Origin of the sequence: Anoxybacillus sp. P3H1B (genome assembly GCF_001560855.1) — a bacterium.
GTDB classification, from domain to species: domain Bacteria; phylum Bacillota; class Bacilli; order Bacillales; family Anoxybacillaceae; genus Anoxybacteroides; species Anoxybacteroides rupiense.
The window spans coordinates 54,099-79,725 of the sequence record NZ_LPUG01000019.1 but is presented as its reverse complement, the minus strand read 5'-3'; the positions used below and the strand labels follow the sequence as shown (position 1 = coordinate 79,725).

The window sequence follows — 25,627 nt, the reverse complement described above, 5'->3', positions numbered from 1 at the left end:
CAAGCGCAACCGCCGAACGCCGGCAAACCTTCATCTTCTCCCATCCAGACTATAACTGTCGGCTCCGGAATTGCACCGGATCCTGCCTTGCGGCTCGCGGGCTTAGAAGCTTATTCGCTTCATCACCGCCGGTCGGGAATTTCGCCCTGCCCCGAAGATGAATCAATCTAAATTTTATTTATTCCATTTATACTATACATGTTTTGCTGAATATTGTCCATGCGTAAAGCTTCGCTTCTTAACGTTAAGGCTTTTATACGCTTCCCACAGTTGACCTACTAGATAACATCATTCATTCATAAATCCATCTACTCGGCCTCAGAAACAGCCCTTATTCAGAGCTCTTGTCACTCATTCGCATCATAAAGCTTGTATCCGATGATCAATGGTCTAAATCAGGATTCCATTTTTCTTGAAATAAGCGTTTTATGATAAAATAACATCGGAAAAAGATAGCAAATCATAAGGAGATGGACGATATGAAACAAGAAATCATTGAGCGCTTGACTAGATATGTGAAGGTGAATACCCAATCTGATCCAAACAGCGACACGTGCCCTTCAACTCCAGGTCAGCTCGAACTAGCCAATATGCTGGCAGAAGAGTTAAAAGCGATCGGCATGACAGAGGTGACGGTTGATCAAAATGGCTATGTGATGGCCACACTGCCGGCCAATACAGAGAAAGAAGTGCCGACGATCGGATTTTTGGCACATTTAGATACGGCGACCGAGTTTACGGGGGAAAATGTTTATCCGCAACTGATTGAAAGCTATGACGGAGGCGATATCATCTTAAATCACCAGCTTTCTATTGTTCTTTCGCCCGCCGATTTTCCTGAGCTCGCTGGCTACAAAGGACATACCTTGATCACAACCGATGGAACGACCTTGCTAGGAGCCGACAATAAAGCGGGCATTGCTGAAATTATGACAGCGATGGCGTATCTTATTCAGCATCCAGAAGTGAAACACGGCGAAATTCGCGTCGCTTTTACACCGGATGAGGAAATCGGCAGAGGTCCGCATAAATTCGATGTGGACGCTTTTCGGGCGAAATACGCTTATACAGTGGACGGAGGACCGCTTGGCGAACTAGAATATGAAAGCTTTAATGCCGCACAAGCGAAAATTATCTTTAAAGGAAAAAACGTGCATCCTGGTACGGCTAAAGGCAAAATGGTCAACTCCATCAAACTGGCCATGGAATTCCATAGCCAGCTGCCAGCTCATGAAGCGCCGGAGCACACTGAAGGCTATGAAGGATTTTATCATCTGTTATCCTTTCAGGGAGATGTCGAAAAAACCACTCTTTCCTATATTATCCGCGATTTCGACCGAAACGCATTCGAAGCACGAAAAACAAAAATAACGGAACTAGCTGCACAGTTTCAAGAAAAATATGGTAAAGAGCGTGTCGAATGGGAAATAAACGATCAGTATTACAATATGAGAGAAAAAATTGAACCAGTGAAAGAAATTGTCGACATTGCATATGAAGCGATGGAAAACCTCGGCATTGAGCCAAAAGTTTCGCCGATCCGCGGCGGCACTGACGGTTCTCAGCTCTCTTACATGGGCTTGCCTACGCCAAACATTTTTACAGGCGGAGAAAACTTCCATGGCCGTTATGAGTATATTTCTGTCGATAATATGGTCAAAGCAACGCAAGTCATTATCGAAATTGCGAAACTGTTTGAACAAAAAGCCTAACATCTTACATAAAAAGAAAACAAAAGGGCATTGGCCGCCGGGCATGTCCTTTTGTTTTTTCTATTCGTTCCATATGCCCTAGCTTGTGACAACACATCACTCTTTTCGCTCAGACTGCGCAGCTATATTACTTAAAGAATCAATATTGTTGTCATTCAGCTGGGCTGCTTTCGCCGCTGGAAGTGTCGTTTTTGGAACAATTCGCGACAAAAAAGCGATGCGTTTATTAGGAATCGGATTGATTTTTTTAACATTGCTGAAATTGGTATTTATTGATCTGCCGATTGTTTCTTTATTGATGCGTTCCATCCTGTTCATCGGACTTGGCAGCATTGGCATCATCATTTCACGCCTGTTTTATAAACACCAAAAACGATAAACAAACAAGCCGCTTCTTGCTGCATAAGCGGCTTTCTTTTTTCTCATACTATTAACGCAATCTTTTAACGTTTAGAGTTAGGGCGGTTGTGCCGCCTGAACCCTATTATTCATTGGTCTGTAGAATCACCGTGTTGTTTGGCCTCGTTCATATGATCGAAAAAATCCAATACGCTCCTTTTCTGAATTGCTTTGTTCCATTTTTAAATTATAATGAGCAGGCCGCAACGATATGATGGCAAGGAGGGCATGATATGGCTAAATCCCAACATCTAAAAGAACATCTCGTTTTGCTATTCTTAGTGACTGCCGCATTGATATGGTCAGCGGTCAAGCCTGCAAGCTATTTGACATGGCTGCTGGAAGTCAGTCCTGCTGTTGCAGGGTTGCTTATTGCGATCCTTCTCTATCGTCGCTTTCGCTTGACCACCCTTTCGTATGCTATTATTTCACTTTTAGCCATCAGCATGTTTATCGGGGGGCATTATGTTTATTCCAACGTTCCCTTGTTTAATTGGGTGAAAGACACGTTCGATTTAGAACGCAATCATTATGATCGTTTCGGTCATTTTTTAAAGGGGTTATTTGCCATCGTGCTCAGAGAAATTTTACTACGGAAAACCTCGCTGACACGAGGCGGATGGCTATTTTTGATTGTGATGAGCATGATGCTGGCGATTGCCGCATTGTATGAAATCATTGAATGGATAATCGGGCAATTGGCCAAACAGGTAAAGCAAGTGCAAGATTTTCTGGGCACCCAAGGTGACATATGGGATACACAATGGGATATGCTGTTTTGTCTCATCGGCTCCATATTAGCTTGGTTGGCTCTTTCAAAAATCCATGACCGGTTTTTAAAAAAACCCCTTTAGCCCATTCCCGCTTCATACAAATCCCAAATTCTTATCTGGCGTTTTTTTTAATGCATGGTAAAATAAAATCATGCATGAATTTGAACAAGTAAAGGGTGTATGAAGATTGGTGACAAAGCTATTGATTTTAATCGCCGCTTACCTTCTTGGTTCCATTCCCTCCGCGCTCATTGTCGGAAAAGTCGGGTTTGGCATTGATATTCGCGAGCATGGGAGCGGAAACTTGGGCGGCACAAATACGTTTCGGGTACTCGGTGTCAAAGCAGGATTGATTGTAACGATCAGCGATATTTTAAAAGGAACGCTCGCCGCTAGCTTACCGGTGCTGTTTCATGTAGACATTCATCCGCTCATTGCCGGAGCGCTGGCAGTGCTTGGACATACATACCCGATTTTCGCCGGATTCCGTGGCGGAAAAGCCGTTGCTACTTCGGGGGGAGTCTTGCTGTTTTATTCGCCATTTTTATTTTTCACACTGTTAGTGGTCTTTTTTCTTGTACTATATCTTTCAAAATATGTCTCTCTCTCCTCGATGCTGGCGGGAGTTTACGCGATTATTTATACGATTTTCTTTACTAATGACATTCCGCTGAGGATCGGCGTTACTTTGCTCGCTCTCTTTGTTTTTTATCGCCATCGCGCCAACATTAAGCGAATTATAAATAAAACGGAACCAAAAATCAAATGGCTATAAATGCTCACAGGGCTGTCCCATTCACTCGGGCAGCCTCTTTTGCGGATCCTGCGACGATCGGATGATCGGGATGATCGCATTCGTTCTTTTTCAAGCAATAGACGCACAAGACCAATGAAAGGAGTTTTATTTGTTGAAATTACCGGAGCCATTTCGCGAAAAAATGAATCGACTCTTACAGGAAGAAGCGCTTCCCTTCTTTCATACATATGAAGAAAACAAAACGAACGGGATTCGTTTGAATCCCCTTAAAATAGAGCGAAGCACCTTTTTAGAACTGATGCCGTTTTCCTTATCACCTGTTCCATTTTGTTCGACCGGCTTTTACTATGATGCTGCGGAACAGCCGGGAAAACACCCGTATCATGCGGCCGGCCTTTATTATATTCAAGAACCAAGCGCCATGTTTGTCGCTGAAGCATTGCGTCCTGAACCAGGAGAAAGAGTGCTTGATCTTTGTGCAGCTCCCGGAGGGAAGACGACACAACTGGCAGCTATGATGAACAATACCGGCTTTTTGCTTGCGAATGAGATTCATCCAAAACGCGTCAAAGCACTATCAGAGAATATTGAGCGATTGGGCATCACCAATGCGCTTGTCACAAACGAAACGCCAGAAAAGCTGGCAGAGCGCTTCACAGGATATTTTGATAAAATTTTAGTTGATGCGCCTTGTTCAGGTGAAGGAATGTTTCGGAAGGATGAGGAGGCCATCCGTTATTGGAGCGAAGCGCATGTAGCGCAATGCGCCAGCAAGCAGCGCCACATTTTGTCCTGTGCCTATCGCATGTTAAAAGAAGGAGGCATTCTTGTTTATTCGACATGCACGTTTTCTCCAGAAGAAAACGAGCAAACGATCGAAGCGCTTCTTGCAGAATATGAGGATCTGATTTTATTGCCGATTGATAAAACAGCGGGCATTCAGTCAGGAAGACCGGAATGGACAAATACTCATATGAAAGAAATGGCGAAAACAGCACGGCTTTGGCCACATTATTTAAAAGGAGAAGGACATTTTGTTGCTAAGCTGCAAAAAACAGGAAGATCCAACCAATGGAATGGCAAAACCGCTGCTTCCAACCTTTCCAAATCGGCGCAGCGTGACTATCAAGCATTTGCAAAAGAGGTGCTAAAAACCGAAATCACCCGCACTATTTATGCATTTCAACAACAGCTATTTGCGCTGCCAAAGGATTGCCCGAATTTTGAGGGATTAAAAGTGGTGCGAGCGGGCTTGCATTTAGGAGAGTTAAAGAAACAGCGCTTTGAGCCGAATCATGCGCTCGCCTTAGCCTTAAAAAAAGAAGTGGTCGCTCATTCGCTCGATTTAAACAGCAGCGACCAAGAGCCGATTATGAAATATTTGCGCGGCGAAACGCTTGAAACAGGCGAAGACCGCGGCTGGACTATGGTCACGATTGACGGCTACCCGCTCGGCTGGGGAAAGGAAGTAAAAGGAACGTTGAAAAATTTTTATCCAAAGGGGCTAAGAATTTAGGGGCTGTAGCTAGTTGGCTTTCGGAAGCCCCCTTTTTGATTCATCTGAACCTCTCTCGCCTCCACTCCGTTAAAAGATGGGAATTTTCTCGGTGGATTCTGTAAAAATGCGCAAAAAAAAAATCGTCCTTTCTTTGCTCAACAGCATTTTCAGAAAGGACGATTTTTTGATGAGCAAGCAAATGAAATGACCACTTGCATTTTCCCGTCCCAAACGGTTTTGAAAACGTCCATGAAACCAAAATGCCGCCAAATCAAAACGAGAATGAAACCAAGATGTTCATCGACGCGGACAAGCCATGCAGTATAAAAACATTTGTTAACCGCTTGTCTCCTTTTGTTATTTTACTGGAACGGTTAATGCAAACACAATTTTGTCATGCTCTAGATCAAATTCTTTTGCCGTAATGCGATATCCATTTTTCAACTGGATATTGGCTAAATCAATATAAATTCGGTGAGCATCGGGCTCAATCATGACTTCGTCAGGCAGTTTCGCATGCTTTTGCAAGTATGACAACGTATAGTTCACCGGAAGCTGCCATTCTCCTAACGATAAATCCGGATCCCTTAATTCTAAATTGCCGCCTTTCACGATTTTGGGCACAAACGAAACCGTTAAGTCCACATTTCTGCTAAAAAGCGGGACTTGACTCGCTACATATACACGATCATCAATCCAAACCCGATACGAAAGCGAACTATTTTTTGTTTTTTCTTTCAGATAGTCATTCAGCAAAATATTGACATCTTCTTTTGATGAATGAACGAGAAATGTTGCTCCCTTTACAGCTTTTAGGGTCGGAAGCTTTGTTGAAGACGGCTGAAGAATAAGACACAGTAAACTTACCACAATGACCATATTGATTGCTAATAATCCAAAAAAAGCGATTTTCCATTTCATTGTTTCATACTCCCTAACAAATGTTCATAGACACGTTCAGCAATTTTTTCATATCCTAATTCATTCGGATGAAATTGATCATCGTAAAGCAAATCATCACGGTTATCGAATAAATCCTTCACATCGACAAAAATCGCTCGATCATATTTGCTTAAAACCGCTTGGCTTCCGCGGTTCCACATATCGATCACCTCATCGATTTCAGGAACGTCTTGAAGCGGGCTTGAGAATGGATTATACACCCCAACAAGAACAATCGTAGCATGTGGATTCAGCGCGCGCAGCGATTGCATGAGCCGGTCTAATTTGGCAGCAAAGCTTTTCTGATTTTTCTCAAATAAATCATAGGTTAAATCAAACAAATGAGAACGGACAACTTTCATAATATCGTTACCACCGATCGTGATCAACACCATATCGGCTTCCCTTATCTCTTGTTCGTGAGACTGAATGACATCCTGCAATTGTGAAAGACGTAAGCCTCTTTTTCCTAAATTCGTGACCGTAACAGAGCGAACTCCCTTATTATGCAATAATTTTTCTTTGAGATCAAAAACATAGCCGCCCTGATGGTCTCGATCTCCTACTCCTTCCGTTAATGAGTCGCCAAAAGCCACCACATTCCAATCCCGGGGGATAAAATCCTGGTCGATTATTAAACGACTCGGAAGACCGATTTGCCGCAATGGAATATTTTCCATTTTCATCGCTTCCGTGGCTGAGCATCCCCCACTTAGAAGCAGTGACAAAAACAGAAGTCCCCATTTTTTCATTTCTTTCACCTTCCTAGAAAAAGGAAAACACGAAGAGGCAAAAATGCCACCACATTTTTGCCTCTTTATGATGATTGCAAAATTTTAATATGCTCTAGAATTTTCTTGTATGGAACGTTATTCATTCCATTATAATATTGAACCACTTTTCCTTTTTGATCGACTAAATAGAAACTGGTTCCGTGGATGACCTGGCTTTGGTTTGCTGGCTTTTGTACAATCGTTTTAAAATTCTTTTGAGCAAAAGCTTCAATTTCTTGCTGAGTGTATCCCGTCAGCAAATGCCAATGACGAGTGTCAGCATCAAATTTCTCAATATATGCTTTTAATTGCTCCGGATGATCGTTTTCCGGATCCACACTAAAAGAAACAAATTCAACCTCTAATCCCTCTTCTTTGGCCATTCGCTGCAGCTTCGCCATATTGGCCGTCATTGGCGGACATACATCCGCACAGCGAGTAAACATAAAATCAGCTACCCATACTTTCCCTTTTAAGTCTTTTAAGCCAAACGGTTGATTATTCTGATCCGTAAAGGTAAAAGACGCAACCGGCCAGTTTTGGGCATCAGGGATCTTTTTACTGCATGCAGCTGTGAATAACAAAAGTATGCTTATAAGCACAATGGCACTTGTTTTTCTCATCGCTAAATCCACCTGTTTTCATTTCCTCTTTCATTTTACCAAATGTTTCATGATTTATTCAACGTAGTACATAAAACCAATCGCACCTGCACCTGTATGAATCGAAACAATCGGCGTCGTATATACTATGTCAATCTGCTCATAGCCAGTTGCCTCAACAATAGATTGCCTTAAGCGATTCGCCAACGTCAACGCATCAGCATGGGCAATGCCGATCGCACGAATCGTTTTGCCGGTCGCATCCTCGACCAGCCGTTGTGTGAAATAGCTGACGATCTGTGAATAGCTCCGCGCTTTCATCACAGGCGTATAGATGCCATCCATCAGCGCCGCAATCGGCTTGATGTTCAGCAATGAGCCAAGCAACGCTTTGCCGCGTCCAATTCGGCCCCCCTTCACTAAATGGTCCAACGTGTCAACAGCTATATAGAGATGCGTGCCGCAACGGACTTTTTCAAGATGCTGAATAATATCAGCACAGCTCTTCCCTTCTGCCGCTTGCTTTGCTGCTTCTATGACCTGGAATCCTAGGGCAAGCGAGATAAATTGCGAATCAACAACTGCCACATTTGCCTGTGACATGGCCGCTGCCTGTCTTGCCGATTGCACCGTCCCACTTAGCGCGCCAGCCATATGAATCGAAAGGATTTCACATCCATCCTCTCCCAAACGGTTATATAGCTCCAGAAAGCTTCCTATTGAAGGTTGAGAACTTTTCGGCAGCTCGTTTGCTTGGGCCATTTTTTTCATAAATTCTTCTGATGTGATATCCAAACGATCTGTATAGACTTTGTTGTCCATTGTAAAAGTGAGCGGAATCACTTCAATTCCATACCTATTTAATGTTTCAGTAGGAACATCTACTGTCGAATCCGTTACAATTTTGATTTTGCTCATTATTTCACTTCCTGGAGTTAAGGCTCATTGAACATTATACAATGAAACGAGTGAAATGCCTATAATAAATGCAAAAAAAGTTGCTTTGCTTTGGCAAAGCAACTTTTTCATATGATGCTTATGCATTATTTTTTAAAATATCTGTCTTGAAAATTTGTTCATAGACAGGCCATTTCAACACTCTTTTTAAATGATCCCTAAACGAATAAACACAACGTGCTTCCCGAGACCAATAGACCTTTGCTATCAGCGTCTCTAAACGTGATTGAACAATAAAGCGATAGGTGTTATCTTCCTCCAATACTGGAATCTCAATAATTTTTACCTTCTGTCCATAAGCATTCTTGAACTCCAGGCTTTTGAATAGCAAAATATCAATCCTCTTTTTTGACCGATTTATTATTATTATACACGAAATCGGTGTAAAAGTATGTCAGATTGCGCGAAAGATTTATAATTTTTTTAGCGAAAAATAACGAATGACTCATTGTGCTCCACATAACGATATCGACCTGTATCCACATTTAGCCTCAAATGAGCAGGCGATCATCTGATTTCGATTGTCGGCCGACCGAATACCGACCGCTTCCAAACACCCCTCTCTCCCCTACACTCTGTTAAGCGGTGGGAGACTTCTCAATAGATATATTAAATAAGTAAATGAAATAAGTTCGGATCTTTATTGACTTCCTGATAAGGAAATCCCTTCTTTTTCATTCTCTCAATGAGAGGAGCATAATCCTCCCGCCGCTTCAGTTCGATCCCCACTAATGCAGGTCCGTTCTCTTTATTATTTTTCTTTGTGTATTCAAACCGCGTAATATCGTCCGTCGGTCCTAGCACTTCATCTAAAAATTCGCGCAATGCTCCGGCACGCTGTGGGAAATTAACGATAAAATAATGCTGCAAGCCTTCATAAATCATGGAACGTTCTTTGATCTCCTGCATCCGATCAATATCATTGTTTCCTCCGCTAATGACACAAACAACGGTTTTTCCGCGAATCTGCTCTTGATACAAATCCAAAGCGGCGATTGGCAAGGCTCCAGCTGGTTCAACCACGATGGCATTTTCGTTATAAAGTTCTAAAATGGTCGTACACACTTTCCCTTCTGGCACAACGACGATGTCGTCAATCATTTCTCTGCATAACGCAAACGTTTTTTCTCCTACTGTTTTGACTGCTGCTCCATCCACAAATTTATCAATTTCCTCTAAAGTCACAACTTCCCCTTTCTCAAGTGCCGCTTTCATGGATGGAGCTCCGGCTGGTTCGACGCCAATCAGTTTTGTGGCAGGCGAGATGCTTTTGATATATGTACCGAGACCTGCCATCAATCCGCCGCCACCAATGCTGGCAAACACAAAATCAATCGGTTCCTCACAGTCATTAAGAATCTCCACTCCGATCGTTCCTTGTCCAGCCATCACATACTCGTCATCAAACGGGTGAATAAACGTTCTCTCTTCTCGCCCGGCGCATTGAACAGCCTCGTTAAAGGAATCGTCAAATGTGTCGCCAACTAAAACAATCTCTACCATATCTTTTCCGAATAATTGAACTTGTGAAACCTTTTGGCGTGGTGTTGTCGCAGGCATATAAATTTTTCCATGCACACCTAACGCGCGACATGAATAGGCCACTCCTTGAGCGTGATTACCTGCGCTAGCACAAACAATTCCCCGTTTTCGTTCTTCGTCTGTCAGATGCTTCATGCAGTTATAAGCGCCGCGAATTTTAAACGAGCGCACAACCTGCAAATCCTCACGCTTTAAATAAACTTGACAGCCATAGCGCTCCGATAGCAATGCATTTCTTTGTAGCGGGGTGTGGTATACAACATCTTTTAGCGTATGATGCGCGATTAAAACATCTTCCACATACACGGCTCCTCGTTTTCGTTTCAATTGCTGTTCCATATTCCCTTGTCCTTTCCATCACTTTTTTAATTTGAAAATTATATCACAAATTTTAAAAAAGGAAAGGGAATTTTCAAAAAATTTATAAAAACAGGGCATTTACTGAGAATCGTCGTTTTGTTTCGGTTCTTCATACTCCTCTGCGAATTCGGTCGCCCATCTTCCTTCATCGAACCAATTTCTTGTTTGCCGCATGGTGCGGTCAGTGAAAAGATGGTTTTCAAGAAACAGATGAAAAAATGCTTCTGCAGCTCCAATCGCCAACGTTGCGAAAAAAGCAACATAAGCCATATTGGCCGTTCGTTCGATTAACCAATAACAAAAAAAACAAATCAACCCGAATGACAAAACAAGATCAGCAAGCGTTGCCACGAAATTTCCCATTCGCGGTAAAATCAATAAATCGCCAAGTACATATGAAATCACTGTTGCCGCCAATGAAATAAAAAAAATAAGCGAAATCGGCGTATTAAAAATGGTTAAAAACGAAAGCAACACCGTACTCCATAAAACAAATTTGATCACGAATGAAATGATATGCTTCATAACTTCTCCCTCCATTCTCGTTTGGTTATTGTTATCGTTCCTTTTCTACACCCTCTCTATTCAAAATCGGTCAAAAGAAAAACGTGCTTCGCTTATTGCGAAGCACGTTTTTGCGCAGACTGAAACGGACGCGGTAAGTCCTATATCCATCCAATTATGTGTTTTCACCCTTTCTTGTGGTGCCGGACAAAAGAGAAACGAAAACTGAAAAACACGGTTTACGGAGAATCGGGACGCGCATTTTTTCATGTCAAAGACCGGCCATGTTCGGAGCGCGGCCGCTTGCGTTCATAGACGAGAAACGCAAAGTCATACCGGTTTTTTTCGTCCTTTTGGCCTTGCTGGCTTGACACTAGGCACCATTCTCTCTCATCAAACGAAGGGAAGAAGGTATCCCCAGCAAATTGCCCAGCAATCTTTGTGATATAAAGGCGATCAGCCAACGGCAGCGTCGCTCGGAATAACTCAGCTCCTCCGATAATAAAAATCTCTTCATTCTCGCGCTCTGCTGCGATTTTTTGAATATCCGCTACAGAATGAATAATCGTGCAGCCTTCGGGACGAAAAGAATGATTGCGGGTTATAATAATATTTTCTCTTCCTGGCAGCGGCCGGCCAATCGACTCAAACGTTTTTCTGCCCATAATGATGGGATGGCCCATCGTAACGCGCTTAAAATAGGCAAGATCGGCTGGCAAATGCCAAGGCAATTGATTATCCTTCCCAATCACGCGATGGTGATCCATTGCGACAATAAGCGAAATCATCTTCTCTCTCCTTTAGATCGCAACCGATGCTTTAATATGCGGATGCGGATGATAGTCAACAATTTCAAAATCCTCAAACTGATAATCAAAAATAGAGTCCGGCTTCCGCTTAATCACCAGCTTTGGCAACGGTCGCGGCTCTCTTGTTAATTGAAGCCTTGCTTGTTCCAGATGGTTCAAATACAAATGAACATCCCCGCCTGTAAAAATGAGCTCACCAACTTCCAATTCGCATTGTTGGGCGATCATATGCGTCAGCAGGGCATAGCTGGCAATATTAAACGGCAAGCCAAGAAACGTATCGACAGAACGTTGCTGCCACATGCAAGACAATTTTCCATCCGCCACATAAAATTGAAATGCATAGTGGCAAGGCGGCAATTTCATTTTGTCAATTTCCGCGACATTCCATGCACTAACAAGCAAACGGCGCGAATCAGGATTTGTTTTAATTTGTTCAATGACTTGGCTGATCTGGTCAACCGTTTTGCCGTCCGCTCCTTTCCAAGAACGCCACTGCGCTCCATAGACAGGCCCCAATTCTCCGTTTTCGTCAGCCCATTCATCCCAAATCGTTACGCCATTTTCCTGTAAATAGCGAACATTGGTGTTGCCGCTTAAAAACCAGAGCAGCTCATAAATAATGGACCGAATATGTAGCTTTTTCGTTGTTAATAGCGGGAAGCCCTGTTGCAAATCAAATCGCAGCTGCCGACCGAATACTGATCGGGTCCCCACTCCTGTTCGGTCTGTTTTTTCAATTCCATTTTCCAAAATATCTTCAAGTAATTGTAAATATTGCTGCATCGTGCTCACCTCATGTTCTATCATAAATGAAAAAGAACTCATTTTCGAGTTCTTTTCGTCAATTGCTGCATAAATTCATACGTTTTTGGTGCCAATCTCTGCAAATGAGCGCGCGTTTCATCGTTATGATAGTAATAAGCAAACGCTTCCGCAAAATATTCTTCCGGATAATCAAGAAAATAGTACTGACCGGGAAACAGGCGCTCTGCTTCTTCGCGCCAAATCGCCAAAAAATCCGGGGTTTCATGAATGTCGTTCAATACAATATAATCTACAGAATGGGCAAGCTCGTGCAATTCTAAATTGATGGAACCATGCCCTTTTCCTTTGTCACTATGCCCGATTTTAACGAGCACAAGACGTGAACCGCCCATCCCTGGCACATCATCCCATGTTAAAAGCGCCATATAGCCGCGGGGCACCTTTCCGCGCAATGATCGGGCGGACGGCTCATCCGTCAGCTTTCCATTAAACAGTTTAATATATATCTGTTTATCGGCCATTTTTTGTAATAAATCCCCGTCAATGCGAGCCAGTGTGCTCACCATTTTTTTGGCCTCTACCTGGTTGAATGGCCCATCAGGCAAAATGACCATGTTTCGCAATAGCGAATAAGAGGGAACGTCCATCCCAGCAAGAGAGCTCGCTCTTAATAAAACACCGTGCGTATTCGGATATGGCGAAAACGACAGCAGCGGAATAACAGCTACAACCATTGCCACGAGACCAATCAAACGTTTCATCCAGCTATTTCCCTGCCTTTTCCTGCATGCTATGAAACTAGCAAGCCAACAGACTCTTTTTTCTACTATAGCACACGAAAACAGCTAGAGAAATGCATAATTTTAGGAAAAAGAGCGAAGACGGAAGATGCCGCTTTGCTTAATGCGGCTGACAGCTTCGGCTAATCTCTCCTCATCTTGAACAAGAGCGATGCGGACAAAACCTTCCCCATTCGGGCCGAATGCATGTCCCGGCGTTACCACAACATGGGCTCGATCCATCAAAGCATAAACAAACTCTAGCGATGCCCATCCATCGGGAATGTCTGCCCAAACAAACATGCTTGCTTTTGGCCGTTCAATTTTCCAGCCAATAGAAGAAAGGCCCTCAATTAATAAATCGCGGCGAGATTGATAAATGTTTCGGCTTTCTTCACAAAAAGAAGCTCCTTTTGTCAGAGCTGCGACAGCCGCTTTTTGAACAGGCAAAAACACGCCATAGTCTAGGTTGGATTTAAACTGTGAAAACACCTTGAGAATTTCTGCATTTCCACAGGCATATCCAATTCGGCATCCAGCCATATTATAGCTTTTCGACAGCGAGTTGATCTCAATGCCTACATCCTTCGCTCCAGGAATAGATAGAAAACTAATCGGCTTATGTCCTTCATAATACAGCTCGCTATAGGCGAAATCCGAAACAACGATCACGTTATATCGTTTAGCAAATTCAATGACCTCTTGAAAAAAAGACTCAGTGGCTAACGCAGGAACAGGGTTCCCCGGAAAATTGACGATCATCATCGCCGCACGTTTTGCCACTTCCTCCGGGATCTCGCGAAGATCTGGAAGAAAGCCATTTTCTTTGCGAAGCGGCATGAAATAAGGCTGTGCTTGGGCCATCGCAATTCCTGTTGCATACGCCGTATAGCCTGGATCAGGAACTAAAATAAAATCACCGGGATCGGCAAACACCATCGGCAAATGAACAAGACCATCCTGAGATCCCATTAAGCAAACGACTTCTTCATTTGGGTTCAGCTGCACTTTATGCTCCGTTTGGTAATAGGAAGCCACCGCATCGTAAAATTCACTCGTTCCTGTTAAAGAATAACCGTATGTATCAGGCTGGCTGGCATAAAAAGCGATGGTTTCTCTTACAAAGGACGGCGGCGGCAAATCGGGACTTCCGATACTTAAATCAATCATATCAAATCCTTGAGCCATCTTCGCTTTTTTATAAGCAACCAACTCGCTAAATACAGAAGCGCCGAACGCTTTCATGCGCTCTGATATTTTCATTTCCATTCTCCAAAAAACCCCTTTCTTTTTCTTATTTTTTTGATATATATTATGAATATAAGGAATACTCCGAGACAAAGGATTTCACAATACCAGTGTAGCACAATTTGATCACTCTAGAATAGAAAGGGTAGGGATAAAAATGAATGCGATTTTTTTCGGATTAAGCTTGCTGACGATTGCTTATTACATTTATAGCTGTTTTGCCGACTCGTAAAAACTCGCAGGGGGGCCTGCGAGTTTTTGTTTTCACGACTATTTGGATATATTTCGACAGTCGGTAACTTGCTTTTGCCACGATTTAGCATAAACAAAAGACCGGACAGCCCGCCGTTAATAGACAAATACATTCCTATCAGCAGTACTGTTCGATCGCTCAACCTTCCTATCTATCGCTATTGTTTTGTTTTTTTGCGAGCAGAATCAAGTTTGTGCGCTCCCGTTTCCGTAGTCGTCGTTCCTTGCCCTTGGATATGCGAAGAGCTTAAACCCGTCTTGGACGGATCTTTTTTTCGTTTTGATATGTTGTCACCTCCGTCCATGAACGTCCCCATCTTTATTTTTTCTCTATTCCTTCTGCCAATTCAATCACCGCAAAATGGAACTTAGCCGTTTTACGCGCATAGACCGAAAAGCCGAAACGATGAAACCTTGTGCTCTGCCAATAGTCTTTAAGCACCACGCGCTGCCGCGCAACCCGTTTCGCGTGAAAGATGACCTCTTCCGTCAGTTCTGTATAAAGGGCAAAGGACTTTATGCCTTGAATGCCGTCCGATTCGACAATGGATTGTTCAAACATCGGATCGAAATAAACGACATCAAAGGAACGATCAGGGAGGGAACGTAAAAAAGAAAAGTAATCAGCGTGAAACACTTGAATGCGCCTCATCGCCTCATTCATTTGAACGATACCTGAATCCCATTGGCGCAATCCTTGCTGAACTAAATAAGCGATATAACGGTTCCCTTCTGTTCCAACAACAATGCCGTTTTCCCCTGTCACCGTACTGGCTACGATGCTGTCTGAACCGATTCCTACTGTACAATCTAAAAACGACATTCCTGTTTGCAGTTTAGTGGCTTCCAAAAACGGCTCCGTCTCCCCGCGCAATACCCTTTTCACTCGAAACATCGCCGAATTCGGATGAAAAAAGAAAGAGGACGTTCCATCAGACGGATATATTTCTAAACGTTTTTTTCCGACTACCATCACTTCATCGCCGTATTGCATTTGTAAGGCTTCTACCGACATTTTCTGACGCGGCACGTACAGAATATCGAGCTCATCCGCGATTTGTTTTGCCTTGGCGATCATGCTTGGATTCGTTCTTCCTGCAGTCGTAACAATCATACAAACCTCCACCAAAAAAGGATGTCTTGACGACATCCTTATTCGCAGTGCGCTTCTAATGCACTCATAATATTTTCCATGACCGCTTCCATTGAATTTCCTTCAATTTCATGGCGCGGGATGAAATGGACAACCTCTTTTCCCTTAAGCAGCGCCATCGATGGCGAAGAAGGCTCGATTCCCACGAAATACTCGCGCATTTTTGCTGTCGCTTCACGATCCTGACCGGCAAACACCGTCACTAAATGATCCGGTTTTTTCTCACTGCGTAAAATCGCTTGTGTTGCGGCAGGACGCGCCAAGCCAGCCGCACACCCGCAAACCGAATTGACAACGACAAAGGTTGTTCCTTGAACATGTTCCATAAAGTTCTCCACTTCCTCAGCCGTTGTCAGCTCTTGAAATCCCGCGCGGACAAGCTCATCACGCATCGGTTGAACGAGCTGGCGCATATATTCTTCATATGCCATTGACATTTGAATCCCTCCTAAACATGTCTTCAATGTCAAAAGGATACTATTTCCTTACGAAAAAATCAACGAAAAATACTGCTGTATCGATAGAAGCAAATACGTCTCTAGCCACCAGCAAGTTCACTATGATACTTGATTTTTACATCTTGAAACGGCGTGTAAACGGGATCGGCTCATCAAATTGACATGTTAACATGTGTATGGATATGGAGTTCATGAGTAGTAAGTAAAGGTCTCTTCCAACCGTGAGTTTTTACAGACCCCGTTCTGGGTTTCCTCTTTTTGAAGTTAGATTTATATAAACAGCCTTTATTCCATCAATCTTGATGATGCCTTCCTCCTTGTTTAATGGTGACAAATTGCAAAATGATCGGCGTACCTTTAAGTGGAACATCGGCAGAATTTAAAATCAACTTTCCTTCCTGTACTTCATACACGTTTTGCGGCTGCAGCACCCCGTTTATAAACAAATTGATAAAGGATACGTTCTTCGGGTCCAGTATTCCTCGATTTCCGTATTCCTTTAGTTCATCATCATTTGTATAAACCGTTTTGCAGCCATCGGATATCGAATTATATTGATACGTTTCGACTTGCAAAATTTGCGGCGGGATGAGCAAATCTACGCTGAGATGAATCGTTGTAGTTCGATTCACCCAGTCATATACCCTTGGAACAGCAATCACATGCCTCTGATCGTTCTGTTTTTTTCTCATAGATACCACCCAAACTGAAAAATAGATAACCAATCTTTCTCTTTATCAAGCGCTATTTGCCTTTTATGCAAGCGTTTGAAACGCTTGACCTATCAATGGAACGAATAGGATAACCGATTTCCCGGCCAATATGGATGGGAGTCTGTTCTGATCGATATCATTAGACGGCCCTTCAATCAAAAAATGCCAGCGGATCAATCGATCTTTCTGTCAGAAACAGAAGGAAAAAACGGCGCATAAACTGGTTGGATTGATTCAGGCATTCGCCTGCTTTTTATATTTTTATGCAGAAAAAAAACATAAAGTGAACAAGGAAAGAAGATTATACAAACTAAGATGAACCTCTACTCCATCTCAGTGGATATGTTAATAGATCCAATGAGAAGACGGAATATATCGCTCTCTTTTTTACGGACGGAGGCAAGTCGGTTGCTTGCCTCGATCATGCCAAAGCGTGACCAAGAACAAAACAGCCAGCCACTTCCCGACAAAATTTATCTGTCTGGAAGCGATGTTGTTCAGTCATCCGACCGTCATCATGTCATCATAGGCTCCTTATCTGCTCATTTGCGGAAGTGATGTTGTCACAGCCAATGGGCTGAATCTATTTTTCTTTTTTATTCAAATACATGATAATTGGCTAAATCATTTTACCGTCCTCACTCATATGATAAATCATGAACAGTTAAGCAATAAACATGACCCGCGCAGTTGCTTTCTTTTTTTATGCCTTGCTTACTATGTTGGTTTATTGCTTTCTTAATTAAAAATCAAGAGGAAAGGGGGATATGTTCATGGCTCTTCAACTTATGAAGCTCTTTGTTGGCGCTGCTACGGCCATCACGACCGTGCCGACCAGCACCAAATTTTTCTACGTCGCTGCAGCTGATACAGCAGCAGGAGCTACGCTTACGATTGATGCGGCAGACTTTTTGGATGACAGCGGAAACGCGGTGACAACGCTACCAGCTTTAGCGACCGACAACAGCTATTACACGGTTTATGTGAATGGAGTTTTACAAATGGATGGAATCTCTACCTATACGCCAGGTGGTACTGGGGTGGGATCGCTTGCGATTGACGTGCCGGCGGGCACAGATACTATTCCGGCTGGAACGCCGATTGTGCTCGAAATTGTGCAATTCGCTCCAACCGCAACGACAGACGTTGAAACGTAACTTTTTTATAAAACTATACAATCAAAGCGTGACGGGCCATCCATCACGCTTTGATTCATTCTTGAGATTGATTGTCACTTATTAACATAAAATACAAAATTTTACTTTTCTTGTTTTCTCGTTTCTGTCATCTGTTTCCACACTGACCCTTTTGCTTCTTCGCCACCTTCAATGCGCTCGATGGCCATTTTTATTTGCATGCTCACTTCAAATTCCGGATCGTCTTCTGCTGCTTTTAATGCTGGCAAAGCGGATTCATCGCCGGTTTCGTATAGAAACATCGCGGCGCGCCAGCGGACAAGCTTGCTTTCATCCTTTAGCGCTTCAATCATCACCGGAATCGCCTCAGGATCGCCGATATCGGACAAACAGTCGCCAGCCGTACGGCGAACAGACACCGCTTTATCCTTTAACGCCTCATATAAATATGGCAGCACCTTTTTACCGCCAATCATCCCTAAATAAGCAACAGCTAAACGGCGAATCGATACTTTTTCATCCTTCAGCGCTTTTGCCAAAACAGGCAAGTCCGCTTCGCTCGGTTCCGCCATTTGCTCTAAAGCGGCATAGCGCTTGGTCCAATCTGGATGATCGAGCATTTCTTCTGTTACTTTTAGGCTGGTACGCCGTTGTGTCTTCGCTTGGTCTCCGCTGCGAAACATTTCCACCATTCGCTCCAGACGCTCAGGCGGATAAGCAGCGGAGAGCTCTTCGATCACTTCAGCTCCAATTTCGTCAAACGTACCGTAACGAACTCCTTTTTCCGACCATTTTCTTTCAAGAACTACATTCTCGGCATATTTTTGCGCTTCTTTTACAGCGTCCATAAACCGTTCTGGCAAGCCAAACCGCCGCTCCTGCTCTCCATCTGTCAGCTTGACCTGCATAGGCAGACCGTACAGCATTTGGACGTATACCTTTACTTCACCGAAATGCTCATTATGCATACGCGTCCCGGCTTGGGCATCTTCCGCGTCTTCTCCGAACACTTCCCGCACCTTTTGCAAAATTTCTTTCCAATGATACTTAGCGTTTCGTTCAATGGCTAAGAAATCAGCCACATGATAAATCCCTTTTACTCCTTCAATTTGCATAATTTGCTGCAAAAGTGGCGGAGCCGTATGAATATTATCCGCTTTATAATTATGGCTCTTCCCAAATGGAAGCTCCTCATCCAGCAATACTTTCATCGTATTTGGACTTGGGGTTGGTTCAATCGATCGAATCCGCAAAATCGCTTCCTCCTTCATCATGAAAATCCCACTCTTTATAAAATTGCTGTAAAAATTGCTCCATAAATTCATGGCGGCGGATCGCAAGTTTTTTGGCGCTTTTGGTATGCAATAAGCTTTTCAATTTCAATAGTTTTTCATAAAAATGATGAATCGTGCTGCTAGGGCCATGCCGATATTCTTCTTTCGTCATCACATTTCGAACCGGCAGTGCCGGATCATACATAGGCTGCCCGCGATGGCCGGCATACATAAACGTTCTGGCAATTCCAATCGCCCCAATCGCATCGAGCCGGTCGGCATCTTGGACAACCATCGCTTCCAATGTTCGCGGCGCTTCTCCATTTCCTCCTTTATAGGAAACGGTTGAAATCGCCTCGATGACACTGTTTTCTTCTTTTTTCGAGAGTGAGCAGTGTTCCAGCCATTGTCTAACCTTTTTCATTCCCGCCTCTTCACTTCCCGCTATCTTTTCATCCGCAAGATCATGAAGCAGCGCGGCCATTTCCACGATAAACACGTCAGCTCCTTCTCTTTTTGCCAGCCAACAGCCAAGGCGGCGAACCCGTTCCATATGCCACCAATCGTGACCGCTTGAGTCATGCTCCAATACAGTTTTTACGTACTTTTCGGTTTCACGAATCATTTGTTCTTTGTTTTTCATCCCATCACCGACAAAAAACCGCCCTTCCCCTAAGGAAAGGCAGCTTATTCCTTTTTATAATAATTTCTCAATTTCCTGTTTTAATTCCGCAGGTCTTGTCTTGGGCGCAAATCGTTCAATAACCGTTCCATCGCGATCAACAAGAAATTTGGTAAAATTCCACTTAATCGCTTTTGTTCCAAATACCCCTGGCGCTTTCTCTGTTAAATAATCAAACAGCGGATGAGCATGTTCTCCGTTCACATCAACCTTTGCAAACATCGGGAACGTCACCCCGTAATTCAGCTCACAAAATTGAGCAATTTCTTCCTCCGTTCCTGGCTCTTGGCTTCCAAATTGATTACATGGAAACCCGAGAACCACCAATCCCTTATCGCGATATTGGTCGTACAATTCTTGTAGTTCCTTATATTGCGGAGTAAATCCGCATTTGCTCGCCGTATTGACAATCAATAAGATATTTCCCTTGTACTCCGCTAACGTTTTCTCCTCGCCATGAATCGTTTTCACTGTAAAATCGTAAATGCTCAATTAGCATCACCCCTCTCTCTTTTATAATAAAAGAACGGAGAGGAACTTTTCCACTCTGGCACTTTATCATTTGGCCAATAATTTCAGTTCGTGAAGAGATTTTAGCATATATGGCAGCATTTCCTGCAAATCATCGATATGGGTTTCATCAATAAGCCGGCCAAATTGCACTTTTATTTCATGGCTGCCTTGCCCGCTTTTATAATCGCGTCGCAAAGTTTGCGAAATGCTCCGATTGCTTCCCCAAATCTTTTGGAGCACTTCTTCCACTAAAGGGCAGACCGTTTCCTCCCGGATTAGTGGCATCGTAAACATAATCGTTAATTTGCACCCTGGAGCCGCTAATGTTTGCAGCAGTTCTCCAGCCATTTGCTCCAAATCCATTGTCAGCTCCACCTTGCACGATACATCCACTCCTAGCTGTCCCCGTAGCTGAAAAGCAATCTCGTACATTCGTGAAAGGTGCGCTAAATCGATGAAATCATGGCGCTCTATCACCGCGATGACGCCTTCTAAATCTAAATCATAAACAGCTCCTTCGATCACTGTTTTCAAATTATCAAACACGGTTGGATCAAACATTCGTGTGTCTCCCTCTTTATGAACTCCATCTTTATTTTTCAGCAGCAAAGTTGAACATGGGCCTCTTTCACTCGAAAGCGAAGGGGATGAGAACAACAGCATTCTCGTCATCAACAAAAAAATACTTCTGTTCGGCAGACGGCCAGCTTCGCCGGATCAGCCACTTAGTTAAAACAGCCCAATCGCTTGTCCGCGCTCATCAATATCCATCTTTAATGCGGCCGGCTCTTTCGGCAGTCCCGGCATCGTCATAACGTCTCCCGTCAAAGCGACAATGAAACCGGCGCCTATCGATGGCTTTAACTCCCTCACCGTAATGGCAAAGCCTGTCGGACGCCCTAATTTTTGTGGATCGTCAGACAGCGAATACTGCGTTTTCGCCATGCACACAGGTAAGCGATCCCATCCGTATTCCGCAAATTGAGCCATTTGCTTTTGCGCCTTTGTAGAAAACTCGACCGCTTGGGCTCCGTAAACAGCATGGGCAATTTTGCGAATTTTGTCAGGCAGAGGATCATGGAGATCATATAAAGGAGCAAATTGGTTTGTGCCATGTTCGATCATATCCAGCACTTTTTCCGCTAGCTCCATTCCTCCTTCGCCGCCTTTTTCCCATACTTCTGTTAAAGCAACTGGATAGTGATGGTCGCGGCAAAATGACAGCAGCGTTTCGATTTCTTGATCCGCATCAGTGATAAAGCGATTAAGAGCAACGACAAACGGCAAACCGAAGGCTTGAATGGTTTCGATATGCTTTTGTAAATTGCTTAACCCTCTTCGCAACGCATCCACATTTTCGACTGACAGTTCTTGCTTGGAAACGCCTCCATGCATTTTCAACGCACGAACGGTCGCAACAATAACAACAGCAGCCGGTTCGATTCCTGCGAAGCGAGCTTTAATATGCAAAAACTTTTCCGCGCCTAAATCCGCACCGAATCCTGCCTCTGTTACCACATACTCACCGAGCTTCTGCGCCATTTTCGTCGCAATGATGCTATTGCAGCCATGGGCAATGTTAGCGAACGGACCACCGTGCACCAGTGCTGGTGTATGCTCAGCCGTTTGAACTAAATTCGGTTTAAATGCATCCTTTAAAAGCAGCGTTAACGCTCCCTCAACACCCAAATCACCGACGGTCACCGGTTGCTTATCAACATTATACGCCACCACCATTCGCGACAAACGCTCTTTTAAATCGGTTAAATCTTTGGCTAAACAAAAGACAGCCATAATTTCTGAAGCAACGGTAATATCAAAGCCATCCTCACGCGGCACGCCTTGAGTTGGACCGCCGAGACCGACGATCACGCGGCGGAGGGCGCGGTCATTTAAATCGACCGCTCGCTTCCAAACAATGCGACGCACGTCAATGCGCAGTTCATTTCCTTGATGAATATGATTGTCGATAAACGCTGCCAAGGCGTTTGTCGCGGTCGTAATCGCATGCAAATCTCCTGTAAAATGAAGATTAATTTCATCCATCGGCAGCACCTGTGAATAACCTCCTCCAGTTGCGCCGCCCTTTACGCCCATCGTCGGCCCAAGCGATGGTTCGCGCATTGCCACAATGGCTTTTTTGCCAAGCTTGTTCAACGCCTGCCCCAACCCTACTGTAACGGTTGATTTCCCTTCTCCGGCAGGAGTCGGGTTAATCGCTGTCACTAAAATCACTTTCCCATCTGGCTTGCTGGCTAACCGTTTCATCACATCAAGCGAGATTTTCGCCTTATAGTGACCATGTGGCTCAAACTCCTCCTCTAAAAGACCAAGTTCCTGCGCAATCTCCTGAATGCGCTTTAATTTGATTTCTTTGGCAATTTCAAGATCTGTCTTCCATTTCGTTTTCGTTGTCATCGCTTTTCCTCCATCTATTCAACAGCTTGTTCTATTAGTATTTATTTTATCATTTAGAGAAATGTGAAAAAATTGATTGAACAAAATTCGTAATGTTCTTATAATTAAATTATTTAGAAAAATAAGGAATGGAGGATGAGACGATTGCCTATTAATATTCCCAAAAATCTACCTGCTAAAGAAATATTAGAGCAAGAAAACATTTTCGTGATGGATGAAGAACGGGCTTATTCCCAAGATATCCGCCCGTTGAATATAGCGATTTTAAATTTAATGCCACAAAAAGAAAAAACAGAAACACAGCTATTGCGCCTGCTCGGCAACTCGCCGCTGCAAGTGAATATTACCTTTTTGCATCCGGAAACACATGAAGCAAAAACGACAAGCAAGCATCATCTCGAACAATTTTATACGACCTTTCCTTCGATTCGACATCGCAAATTTGATGGAATGATTATTACCGGAGCTCCTATCGAGCATTTGCCATTTGAAAAGGTGGACTATTGGCGCGAGCTTCGAGACATTATGGAATGGACAACAACCAATGTGACCTCGACCTTGCATATTTGCTGGGGAGCGCAAGCGGGGCTTTATTTCCATTATGGCGTTCCAAAATATCAGCTGCCGCAAAAATGCTTTGGCGTCTTTGAACACTCGATCAAAGCAAAAAATATCAAACTATTACGCGGGTTTGACGATGTATTTCGCGTTCCGCATTCGCGCCATACTGATATTTCGCACAAAGATATCGAAGCCGTTCCAGAGTTGACGATTCTAGCGTCCTCCGATAAAGCAGGAGTATGTCTCGTCGCCTCAAACGATGGCAAACACATTTTTCTAACAGGGCATCCAGAATACGATGCCACTACACTCCAAGAAGAGTACGAGCGGGATCTCTCTAAAGGCCTGCCTATTCAAATTCCGGAATCTTATTTTCCAAATGACGATCCGACCAAACCGCCGTTGAATACATGGCGTGCTCATGCCAATTTGTTATTTGTCAACTGGCTCAATTACTACGTCTATCAAGAAACGCCTTATATTTGGGAGTGATGTTATTCTTTTTTCTTCGTGTTTATCTAATTGAAGAAAAAACTTGATTTAATAGGTTTTTTCCACCTATCTTCCCTTATTGTTTTTATTGTATTTAACTCATTTTCACCTAATTACGTGGTCAAATGCGTGGTCAATGTGGTCACAGAAAAAGCGGGAGCAATCCCGCTTATTTTTTAGATATCATATTTACATAGAATTTCACAAAGAACGTCATATATTTGGGAGTAAGTCGATTCTTTTTCTTTAGATTCGGCTAAATTGAAAGGCTTATCAAATTAATATTTTTCACTTATTTTCCTATCATTCATTTTAATGTACCATCATCCACCGGGAAGTTTCCCCACCTCTTACGGAATGGAGGTGGGGGCATATTCTGCTTACCATTTTTTATCTCTCCGTCTATTCCCCCTGCATAATCCAGCTTATCGTACAAAATGAACGCCAGATCCTTATGTAGGCCTTTCGATCATTGACAGAAGCCGCGCTTCCTTGATATAATCCAAGGTAATTGAAGAGGCGATGGAGTTCGCCGTAATTGCCTTTGAGCTGATGACTCCTACCGGTATGCAAATACTGGTGGAGTCTTTTTTTGTCCAAACTATTGAAGGGGTGGAAAAAATGATTTATATTGTTGTTGGCATCGCTGGCATGATCGGAGCGTTGTCTCGCTATTATTTGGGGCTGTTCGTGGATATATGGTGGCATCACCCATTTCCGTTTGCCACATTGTCCATCAATCTGATCGGCTGCTTTGCAATCAGTTGGATCACCATGTATTTAGCGCGTTTGCATAGACTCCCTTCCGAGCTTATAACAGCCATTAATACCGGATTTATCGGTTCGTTTACAACATTCTCCACATTTAGTGTGGAATCGGTAAGACTCCTTCAACAATCCGAATGGGCCATCGCCCTTAGCTATATTTTCAGCAGTTTAGCCGGAGGGCTTGCAATGTCTTGGCTGGGAGCTCAGACAGGTAATTTCCTTTTTGTTAAATCAACACAAAAGCATCGTTTCGAAGGAGAAAAAAAGTAATGCTCAATCATTCGGCTTTATTAGTAGCGATCGGTGGATTTTTTGGCGCCATTGCCCGATTCAGTATAAACAATTGGTTGAAACGGAGTGGAAGCACCCCTTTTCCAACGGGCACCTTTGTAATCAATTTAGCGGGAGCTTTTCTATTGGGATACATCTTAGGCAAAGAGCTGAATCAAGGCTGGCAGCTGCTATTAGGCACTGGGTTTATGGGAGCTTTCACGACCTTCTCTACATTTAAATTGGAAGCGATTCAGCTGCATGCGAATCGGAAACGGAAAATGTTCCTTCTATACTTAGGCGCAAGTTATCTATTCGGGATGCTTCTCGCCTTTTTAGGCATGAAATTAGGCCAGCGATGACGTCTGCTGGCTGCATGTAAGACTTTAAACTAAAAATTTGTTATAATGTTTAAATGGTTGCTTGTCGACAGTACTATACTGATTCCTTCTACACAGCAAAACTTCTTATATCTCGACAAAAACAGCTAAAGGGTTCGACACAAAAAAAAGAG

At 43.4% G+C, this 25,627-nt stretch carries 30 protein-coding genes and 2 riboswitches; of the genes, 10 read left to right on the top strand and 20 right to left on the bottom strand.

Going from position 1 to position 25,627, the window contains the following annotated elements; translation table 11 throughout:
• Positions 1-28: 28 nt before the first annotated feature.
• A riboswitch (FMN riboswitch) is annotated at positions 29-163 on the bottom strand.
• 316 nt (positions 164-479) lie between these two features.
• The 5 genes from pepT to AT864_RS12255 all read left to right on the top strand — a co-directional run bounded on the left by pepT (position 480) and on the right by AT864_RS12255 (position 5,157).
• Positions 480-1,712 (top strand): peptidase T, encoded by a 1,233-nt coding sequence (gene pepT, locus AT864_RS12275; protein ID WP_066149257.1) that lies wholly within the window; start codon positions 480-482, stop codon positions 1,710-1,712.
• 148 nt (positions 1,713-1,860) lie between these two features.
• Positions 1,861-2,091 (top strand): DUF2339 domain-containing protein, encoded by a 231-nt coding sequence (locus AT864_RS12270; RefSeq protein ID WP_066149255.1) that lies wholly within the window; start codon positions 1,861-1,863, stop codon positions 2,089-2,091.
• A gap of 253 nt (positions 2,092-2,344) precedes the next feature.
• On the top strand, positions 2,345-2,965 hold the full coding sequence (locus AT864_RS12265) for a DUF2238 domain-containing protein (protein WP_066149254.1): 621 nt from the start codon (positions 2,345-2,347) through the stop codon (positions 2,963-2,965).
• Positions 2,966-3,074: 109 nt separating this feature from the next.
• Entirely contained in the window at positions 3,075-3,659 is a 585-nt protein-coding gene (gene plsY / locus AT864_RS12260; RefSeq protein ID WP_066149338.1) for a glycerol-3-phosphate 1-O-acyltransferase PlsY, read from the top strand.
• 163 nt (positions 3,660-3,822) lie between these two features.
• The gene (locus AT864_RS12255; RefSeq protein ID WP_066149336.1) at positions 3,823-5,157 is read left to right on the top strand and encodes an RsmF rRNA methyltransferase first C-terminal domain-containing protein; all 1,335 of its coding nucleotides are present in this window, start codon (positions 3,823-3,825) and stop codon (positions 5,155-5,157) included.
• 339 nt (positions 5,158-5,496) lie between these two features.
• Here AT864_RS12255 and AT864_RS12250 read toward each other — a convergent pair whose 3' ends face one another.
• The 15 genes from AT864_RS12250 to AT864_RS12185 form a co-directional block, all read right to left on the bottom strand.
• Entirely contained in the window at positions 5,497-6,060 is a 564-nt protein-coding gene (locus AT864_RS12250; protein ID WP_066149252.1) for a YpmS family protein, read from the bottom strand.
• A complete protein-coding gene (locus AT864_RS12245; RefSeq protein ID WP_066149249.1) occupies positions 6,057-6,833 on the bottom strand; it encodes an SGNH/GDSL hydrolase family protein in 777 nt (258 codons plus the stop codon). The genes AT864_RS12250 and AT864_RS12245 overlap by 4 nt, the downstream gene beginning before the upstream one ends.
• A 65-nt stretch (positions 6,834-6,898) precedes the next feature.
• Positions 6,899-7,477, bottom strand: coding sequence for an SCO family protein (locus AT864_RS12240; protein WP_066149247.1), 579 nt, complete (start codon positions 7,475-7,477; stop codon positions 6,899-6,901).
• Positions 7,478-7,531: 54 nt separating this feature from the next.
• Positions 7,532-8,374, bottom strand: a complete 843-nt coding sequence (locus tag AT864_RS12235) for a DegV family protein (RefSeq protein ID WP_066149245.1) — start codon at positions 8,372-8,374, stop codon at positions 7,532-7,534.
• Between the two features lie 118 nt (positions 8,375-8,492).
• Positions 8,493-8,744, bottom strand: a complete 252-nt coding sequence (locus AT864_RS12230) for a YpmP family protein (RefSeq protein ID WP_066149243.1) — start codon at positions 8,742-8,744, stop codon at positions 8,493-8,495.
• 278 nt (positions 8,745-9,022) lie between these two features.
• Positions 9,023-10,294 (bottom strand): threonine ammonia-lyase IlvA, encoded by a 1,272-nt coding sequence (ilvA, locus tag AT864_RS12225; protein WP_066149241.1) that lies wholly within the window; start codon positions 10,292-10,294, stop codon positions 9,023-9,025.
• A gap of 99 nt (positions 10,295-10,393) precedes the next feature.
• On the bottom strand, positions 10,394-10,840 hold the full coding sequence (locus AT864_RS12220; RefSeq protein ID WP_066149239.1) for a YndM family protein: 447 nt from the start codon (positions 10,838-10,840) through the stop codon (positions 10,394-10,396).
• A 245-nt stretch (positions 10,841-11,085) separates the two neighbouring features.
• Entirely contained in the window at positions 11,086-11,607 is a 522-nt protein-coding gene (locus AT864_RS12215) for a dihydrofolate reductase (protein WP_066149236.1), read from the bottom strand.
• A 12-nt stretch (positions 11,608-11,619) separates the two neighbouring features.
• Complete coding sequence (thyA, locus tag AT864_RS12210) at positions 11,620-12,414, bottom strand: thymidylate synthase (RefSeq protein WP_066149234.1); 795 nt, start codon at positions 12,412-12,414, stop codon at positions 11,620-11,622.
• Between the two features lie 38 nt (positions 12,415-12,452).
• The gene (locus AT864_RS12205; protein WP_066149232.1) at positions 12,453-13,157 is read right to left on the bottom strand and encodes a toxin; all 705 of its coding nucleotides are present in this window, start codon (positions 13,155-13,157) and stop codon (positions 12,453-12,455) included.
• Positions 13,158-13,259: 102 nt separating this feature from the next.
• Complete coding sequence (locus AT864_RS12200) at positions 13,260-14,444, bottom strand: LL-diaminopimelate aminotransferase (RefSeq protein WP_066149229.1); 1,185 nt, start codon at positions 14,442-14,444, stop codon at positions 13,260-13,262.
• 389 nt (positions 14,445-14,833) lie between these two features.
• Positions 14,834-14,962, bottom strand: coding sequence for a YuzL family protein (locus AT864_RS17650; RefSeq protein WP_082741695.1), 129 nt, complete (start codon positions 14,960-14,962; stop codon positions 14,834-14,836).
• A gap of 32 nt (positions 14,963-14,994) precedes the next feature.
• On the bottom strand, positions 14,995-15,789 hold the full coding sequence (locus tag AT864_RS12195; protein ID WP_066149227.1) for a class I SAM-dependent methyltransferase: 795 nt from the start codon (positions 15,787-15,789) through the stop codon (positions 14,995-14,997).
• A 38-nt stretch (positions 15,790-15,827) separates the two neighbouring features.
• Positions 15,828-16,265, bottom strand: coding sequence for a BrxA/BrxB family bacilliredoxin (locus AT864_RS12190; protein ID WP_066149226.1), 438 nt, complete (start codon positions 16,263-16,265; stop codon positions 15,828-15,830).
• A gap of 314 nt (positions 16,266-16,579) precedes the next feature.
• Positions 16,580-16,978: a DUF4183 domain-containing protein gene (locus AT864_RS12185; protein ID WP_044743470.1), complete on the bottom strand. Its 399-nt coding sequence runs from the start codon at positions 16,976-16,978 to the stop codon at positions 16,580-16,582.
• Between the two features lie 429 nt (positions 16,979-17,407).
• Between AT864_RS12185 and AT864_RS17940 the strand changes: the two genes are divergently transcribed.
• Positions 17,408-17,557 (top strand): hypothetical protein, encoded by a 150-nt coding sequence (locus AT864_RS17940; RefSeq protein ID WP_156450532.1) that lies wholly within the window; start codon positions 17,408-17,410, stop codon positions 17,555-17,557.
• A gap of 215 nt (positions 17,558-17,772) precedes the next feature.
• Positions 17,773-18,156, top strand: coding sequence for a DUF4183 domain-containing protein (locus AT864_RS12180; RefSeq protein WP_044743469.1), 384 nt, complete (start codon positions 17,773-17,775; stop codon positions 18,154-18,156).
• Between the two features lie 101 nt (positions 18,157-18,257).
• On the opposite strand, the gene AT864_RS12175 is transcribed toward AT864_RS12180, so the two are convergent.
• The 5 genes from AT864_RS12175 to AT864_RS12155 all read right to left on the bottom strand — a co-directional run bounded on the left by AT864_RS12175 (position 18,258) and on the right by AT864_RS12155 (position 23,022).
• Entirely contained in the window at positions 18,258-19,388 is a 1,131-nt protein-coding gene (locus tag AT864_RS12175) for a conserved virulence factor C family protein (RefSeq protein WP_066149224.1), read from the bottom strand.
• The gene (locus tag AT864_RS12170) at positions 19,369-20,052 is read right to left on the bottom strand and encodes an HD domain-containing protein (RefSeq protein WP_066149222.1); all 684 of its coding nucleotides are present in this window, start codon (positions 20,050-20,052) and stop codon (positions 19,369-19,371) included. Before AT864_RS12170 ends, AT864_RS12175 begins: the two co-directional genes overlap by 20 nt.
• Before the next feature lie 54 nt (positions 20,053-20,106).
• On the bottom strand, positions 20,107-20,583 hold the full coding sequence (locus AT864_RS12165) for a glutathione peroxidase (RefSeq protein ID WP_066149221.1): 477 nt from the start codon (positions 20,581-20,583) through the stop codon (positions 20,107-20,109).
• Positions 20,584-20,649: 66 nt separating this feature from the next.
• Positions 20,650-21,165 carry a hypothetical protein gene (locus AT864_RS12160; protein ID WP_066149219.1) on the bottom strand — a complete coding sequence of 172 codons (516 nt, stop codon included), beginning with the start codon at positions 21,163-21,165 and terminating at the stop codon, positions 20,650-20,652.
• A gap of 168 nt (positions 21,166-21,333) precedes the next feature.
• Positions 21,334-23,022, bottom strand: coding sequence for a formate--tetrahydrofolate ligase (locus tag AT864_RS12155; protein WP_066149217.1), 1,689 nt, complete (start codon positions 23,020-23,022; stop codon positions 21,334-21,336).
• A 144-nt stretch (positions 23,023-23,166) separates the two neighbouring features.
• Here AT864_RS12155 and metA point away from each other — a divergent pair, with 144 nt between their 5' ends.
• The 3 genes from metA to crcB (AT864_RS12140) all read left to right on the top strand — a co-directional run bounded on the left by metA (position 23,167) and on the right by crcB (AT864_RS12140) (position 25,475).
• Entirely contained in the window at positions 23,167-24,075 is a 909-nt protein-coding gene (metA, locus tag AT864_RS12150) for a homoserine O-succinyltransferase (protein WP_044743463.1), read from the top strand.
• Positions 24,076-24,584: 509 nt separating this feature from the next.
• Positions 24,585-24,644: riboswitch (Fluoride riboswitch) on the top strand.
• A 52-nt stretch (positions 24,645-24,696) separates the two neighbouring features.
• The gene (gene crcB, locus AT864_RS12145) at positions 24,697-25,113 is read left to right on the top strand and encodes a fluoride efflux transporter CrcB (protein ID WP_044743507.1); all 417 of its coding nucleotides are present in this window, start codon (positions 24,697-24,699) and stop codon (positions 25,111-25,113) included.
• Complete coding sequence (crcB, locus tag AT864_RS12140; protein WP_044743462.1) at positions 25,113-25,475, top strand: fluoride efflux transporter CrcB; 363 nt, start codon at positions 25,113-25,115, stop codon at positions 25,473-25,475. Before crcB (AT864_RS12145) ends, crcB (AT864_RS12140) begins: the two co-directional genes overlap by 1 nt.
• The last annotated feature ends 152 nt before the right edge of the window (positions 25,476-25,627 follow it).

Coding starts and splice junctions, on each gene's coding strand:
- pepT (WP_066149257.1), top strand. CDS start 480: ATGAAACAAGAAATCATTGAGCGCTTGACTAGATATGTGAAGGTGAAT.
- AT864_RS12265 (WP_066149254.1), top strand. CDS start 2,345: ATGGCTAAATCCCAACATCTAAAAGAACATCTCGTTTTGCTATTCTTA.
- AT864_RS12255 (WP_066149336.1), top strand. CDS start 3,823: ATGAATCGACTCTTACAGGAAGAAGCGCTTCCCTTCTTTCATACATAT.
- AT864_RS12250 (WP_066149252.1), bottom strand. CDS start 6,060: ATGAAATGGAAAATCGCTTTTTTTGGATTATTAGCAATCAATATGGTC.
- AT864_RS12245 (WP_066149249.1), bottom strand. CDS start 6,833: ATGAAAAAATGGGGACTTCTGTTTTTGTCACTGCTTCTAAGTGGGGGA.
- AT864_RS12240 (WP_066149247.1), bottom strand. CDS start 7,477: ATGAGAAAAACAAGTGCCATTGTGCTTATAAGCATACTTTTGTTATTC.
- AT864_RS12235 (WP_066149245.1), bottom strand. CDS start 8,374: ATGAGCAAAATCAAAATTGTAACGGATTCGACAGTAGATGTTCCTACT.
- ilvA (WP_066149241.1), bottom strand. CDS start 10,294: ATGGAACAGCAATTGAAACGAAAACGAGGAGCCGTGTATGTGGAAGAT.
- AT864_RS12220 (WP_066149239.1), bottom strand. CDS start 10,840: ATGAAGCATATCATTTCATTCGTGATCAAATTTGTTTTATGGAGTACG.
- AT864_RS12215 (WP_066149236.1), bottom strand. CDS start 11,607: ATGATTTCGCTTATTGTCGCAATGGATCACCATCGCGTGATTGGGAAG.
- thyA (WP_066149234.1), bottom strand. CDS start 12,414: ATGCAGCAATATTTACAATTACTTGAAGATATTTTGGAAAATGGAATT.
- AT864_RS12205 (WP_066149232.1), bottom strand. CDS start 13,157: ATGAAACGTTTGATTGGTCTCGTGGCAATGGTTGTAGCTGTTATTCCG.
- AT864_RS12200 (WP_066149229.1), bottom strand. CDS start 14,444: ATGGAAATGAAAATATCAGAGCGCATGAAAGCGTTCGGCGCTTCTGTA.
- AT864_RS12195 (WP_066149227.1), bottom strand. CDS start 15,789: ATGATTGTTACGACTGCAGGAAGAACGAATCCAAGCATGATCGCCAAG.
- AT864_RS12190 (WP_066149226.1), bottom strand. CDS start 16,265: ATGTCAATGGCATATGAAGAATATATGCGCCAGCTCGTTCAACCGATG.
- AT864_RS12185 (WP_044743470.1), bottom strand. CDS start 16,978: ATGAGAAAAAAACAGAACGATCAGAGGCATGTGATTGCTGTTCCAAGG.
- AT864_RS12180 (WP_044743469.1), top strand. CDS start 17,773: ATGGCTCTTCAACTTATGAAGCTCTTTGTTGGCGCTGCTACGGCCATC.
- AT864_RS12170 (WP_066149222.1), bottom strand. CDS start 20,052: ATGAAAAACAAAGAACAAATGATTCGTGAAACCGAAAAGTACGTAAAA.
- AT864_RS12160 (WP_066149219.1), bottom strand. CDS start 21,165: ATGTTTGATCCAACCGTGTTTGATAATTTGAAAACAGTGATCGAAGGA.
- AT864_RS12155 (WP_066149217.1), bottom strand. CDS start 23,022: ATGACAACGAAAACGAAATGGAAGACAGATCTTGAAATTGCCAAAGAA.
- crcB (WP_044743507.1), top strand. CDS start 24,697: ATGATTTATATTGTTGTTGGCATCGCTGGCATGATCGGAGCGTTGTCT.
- crcB (WP_044743462.1), top strand. CDS start 25,113: ATGCTCAATCATTCGGCTTTATTAGTAGCGATCGGTGGATTTTTTGGC.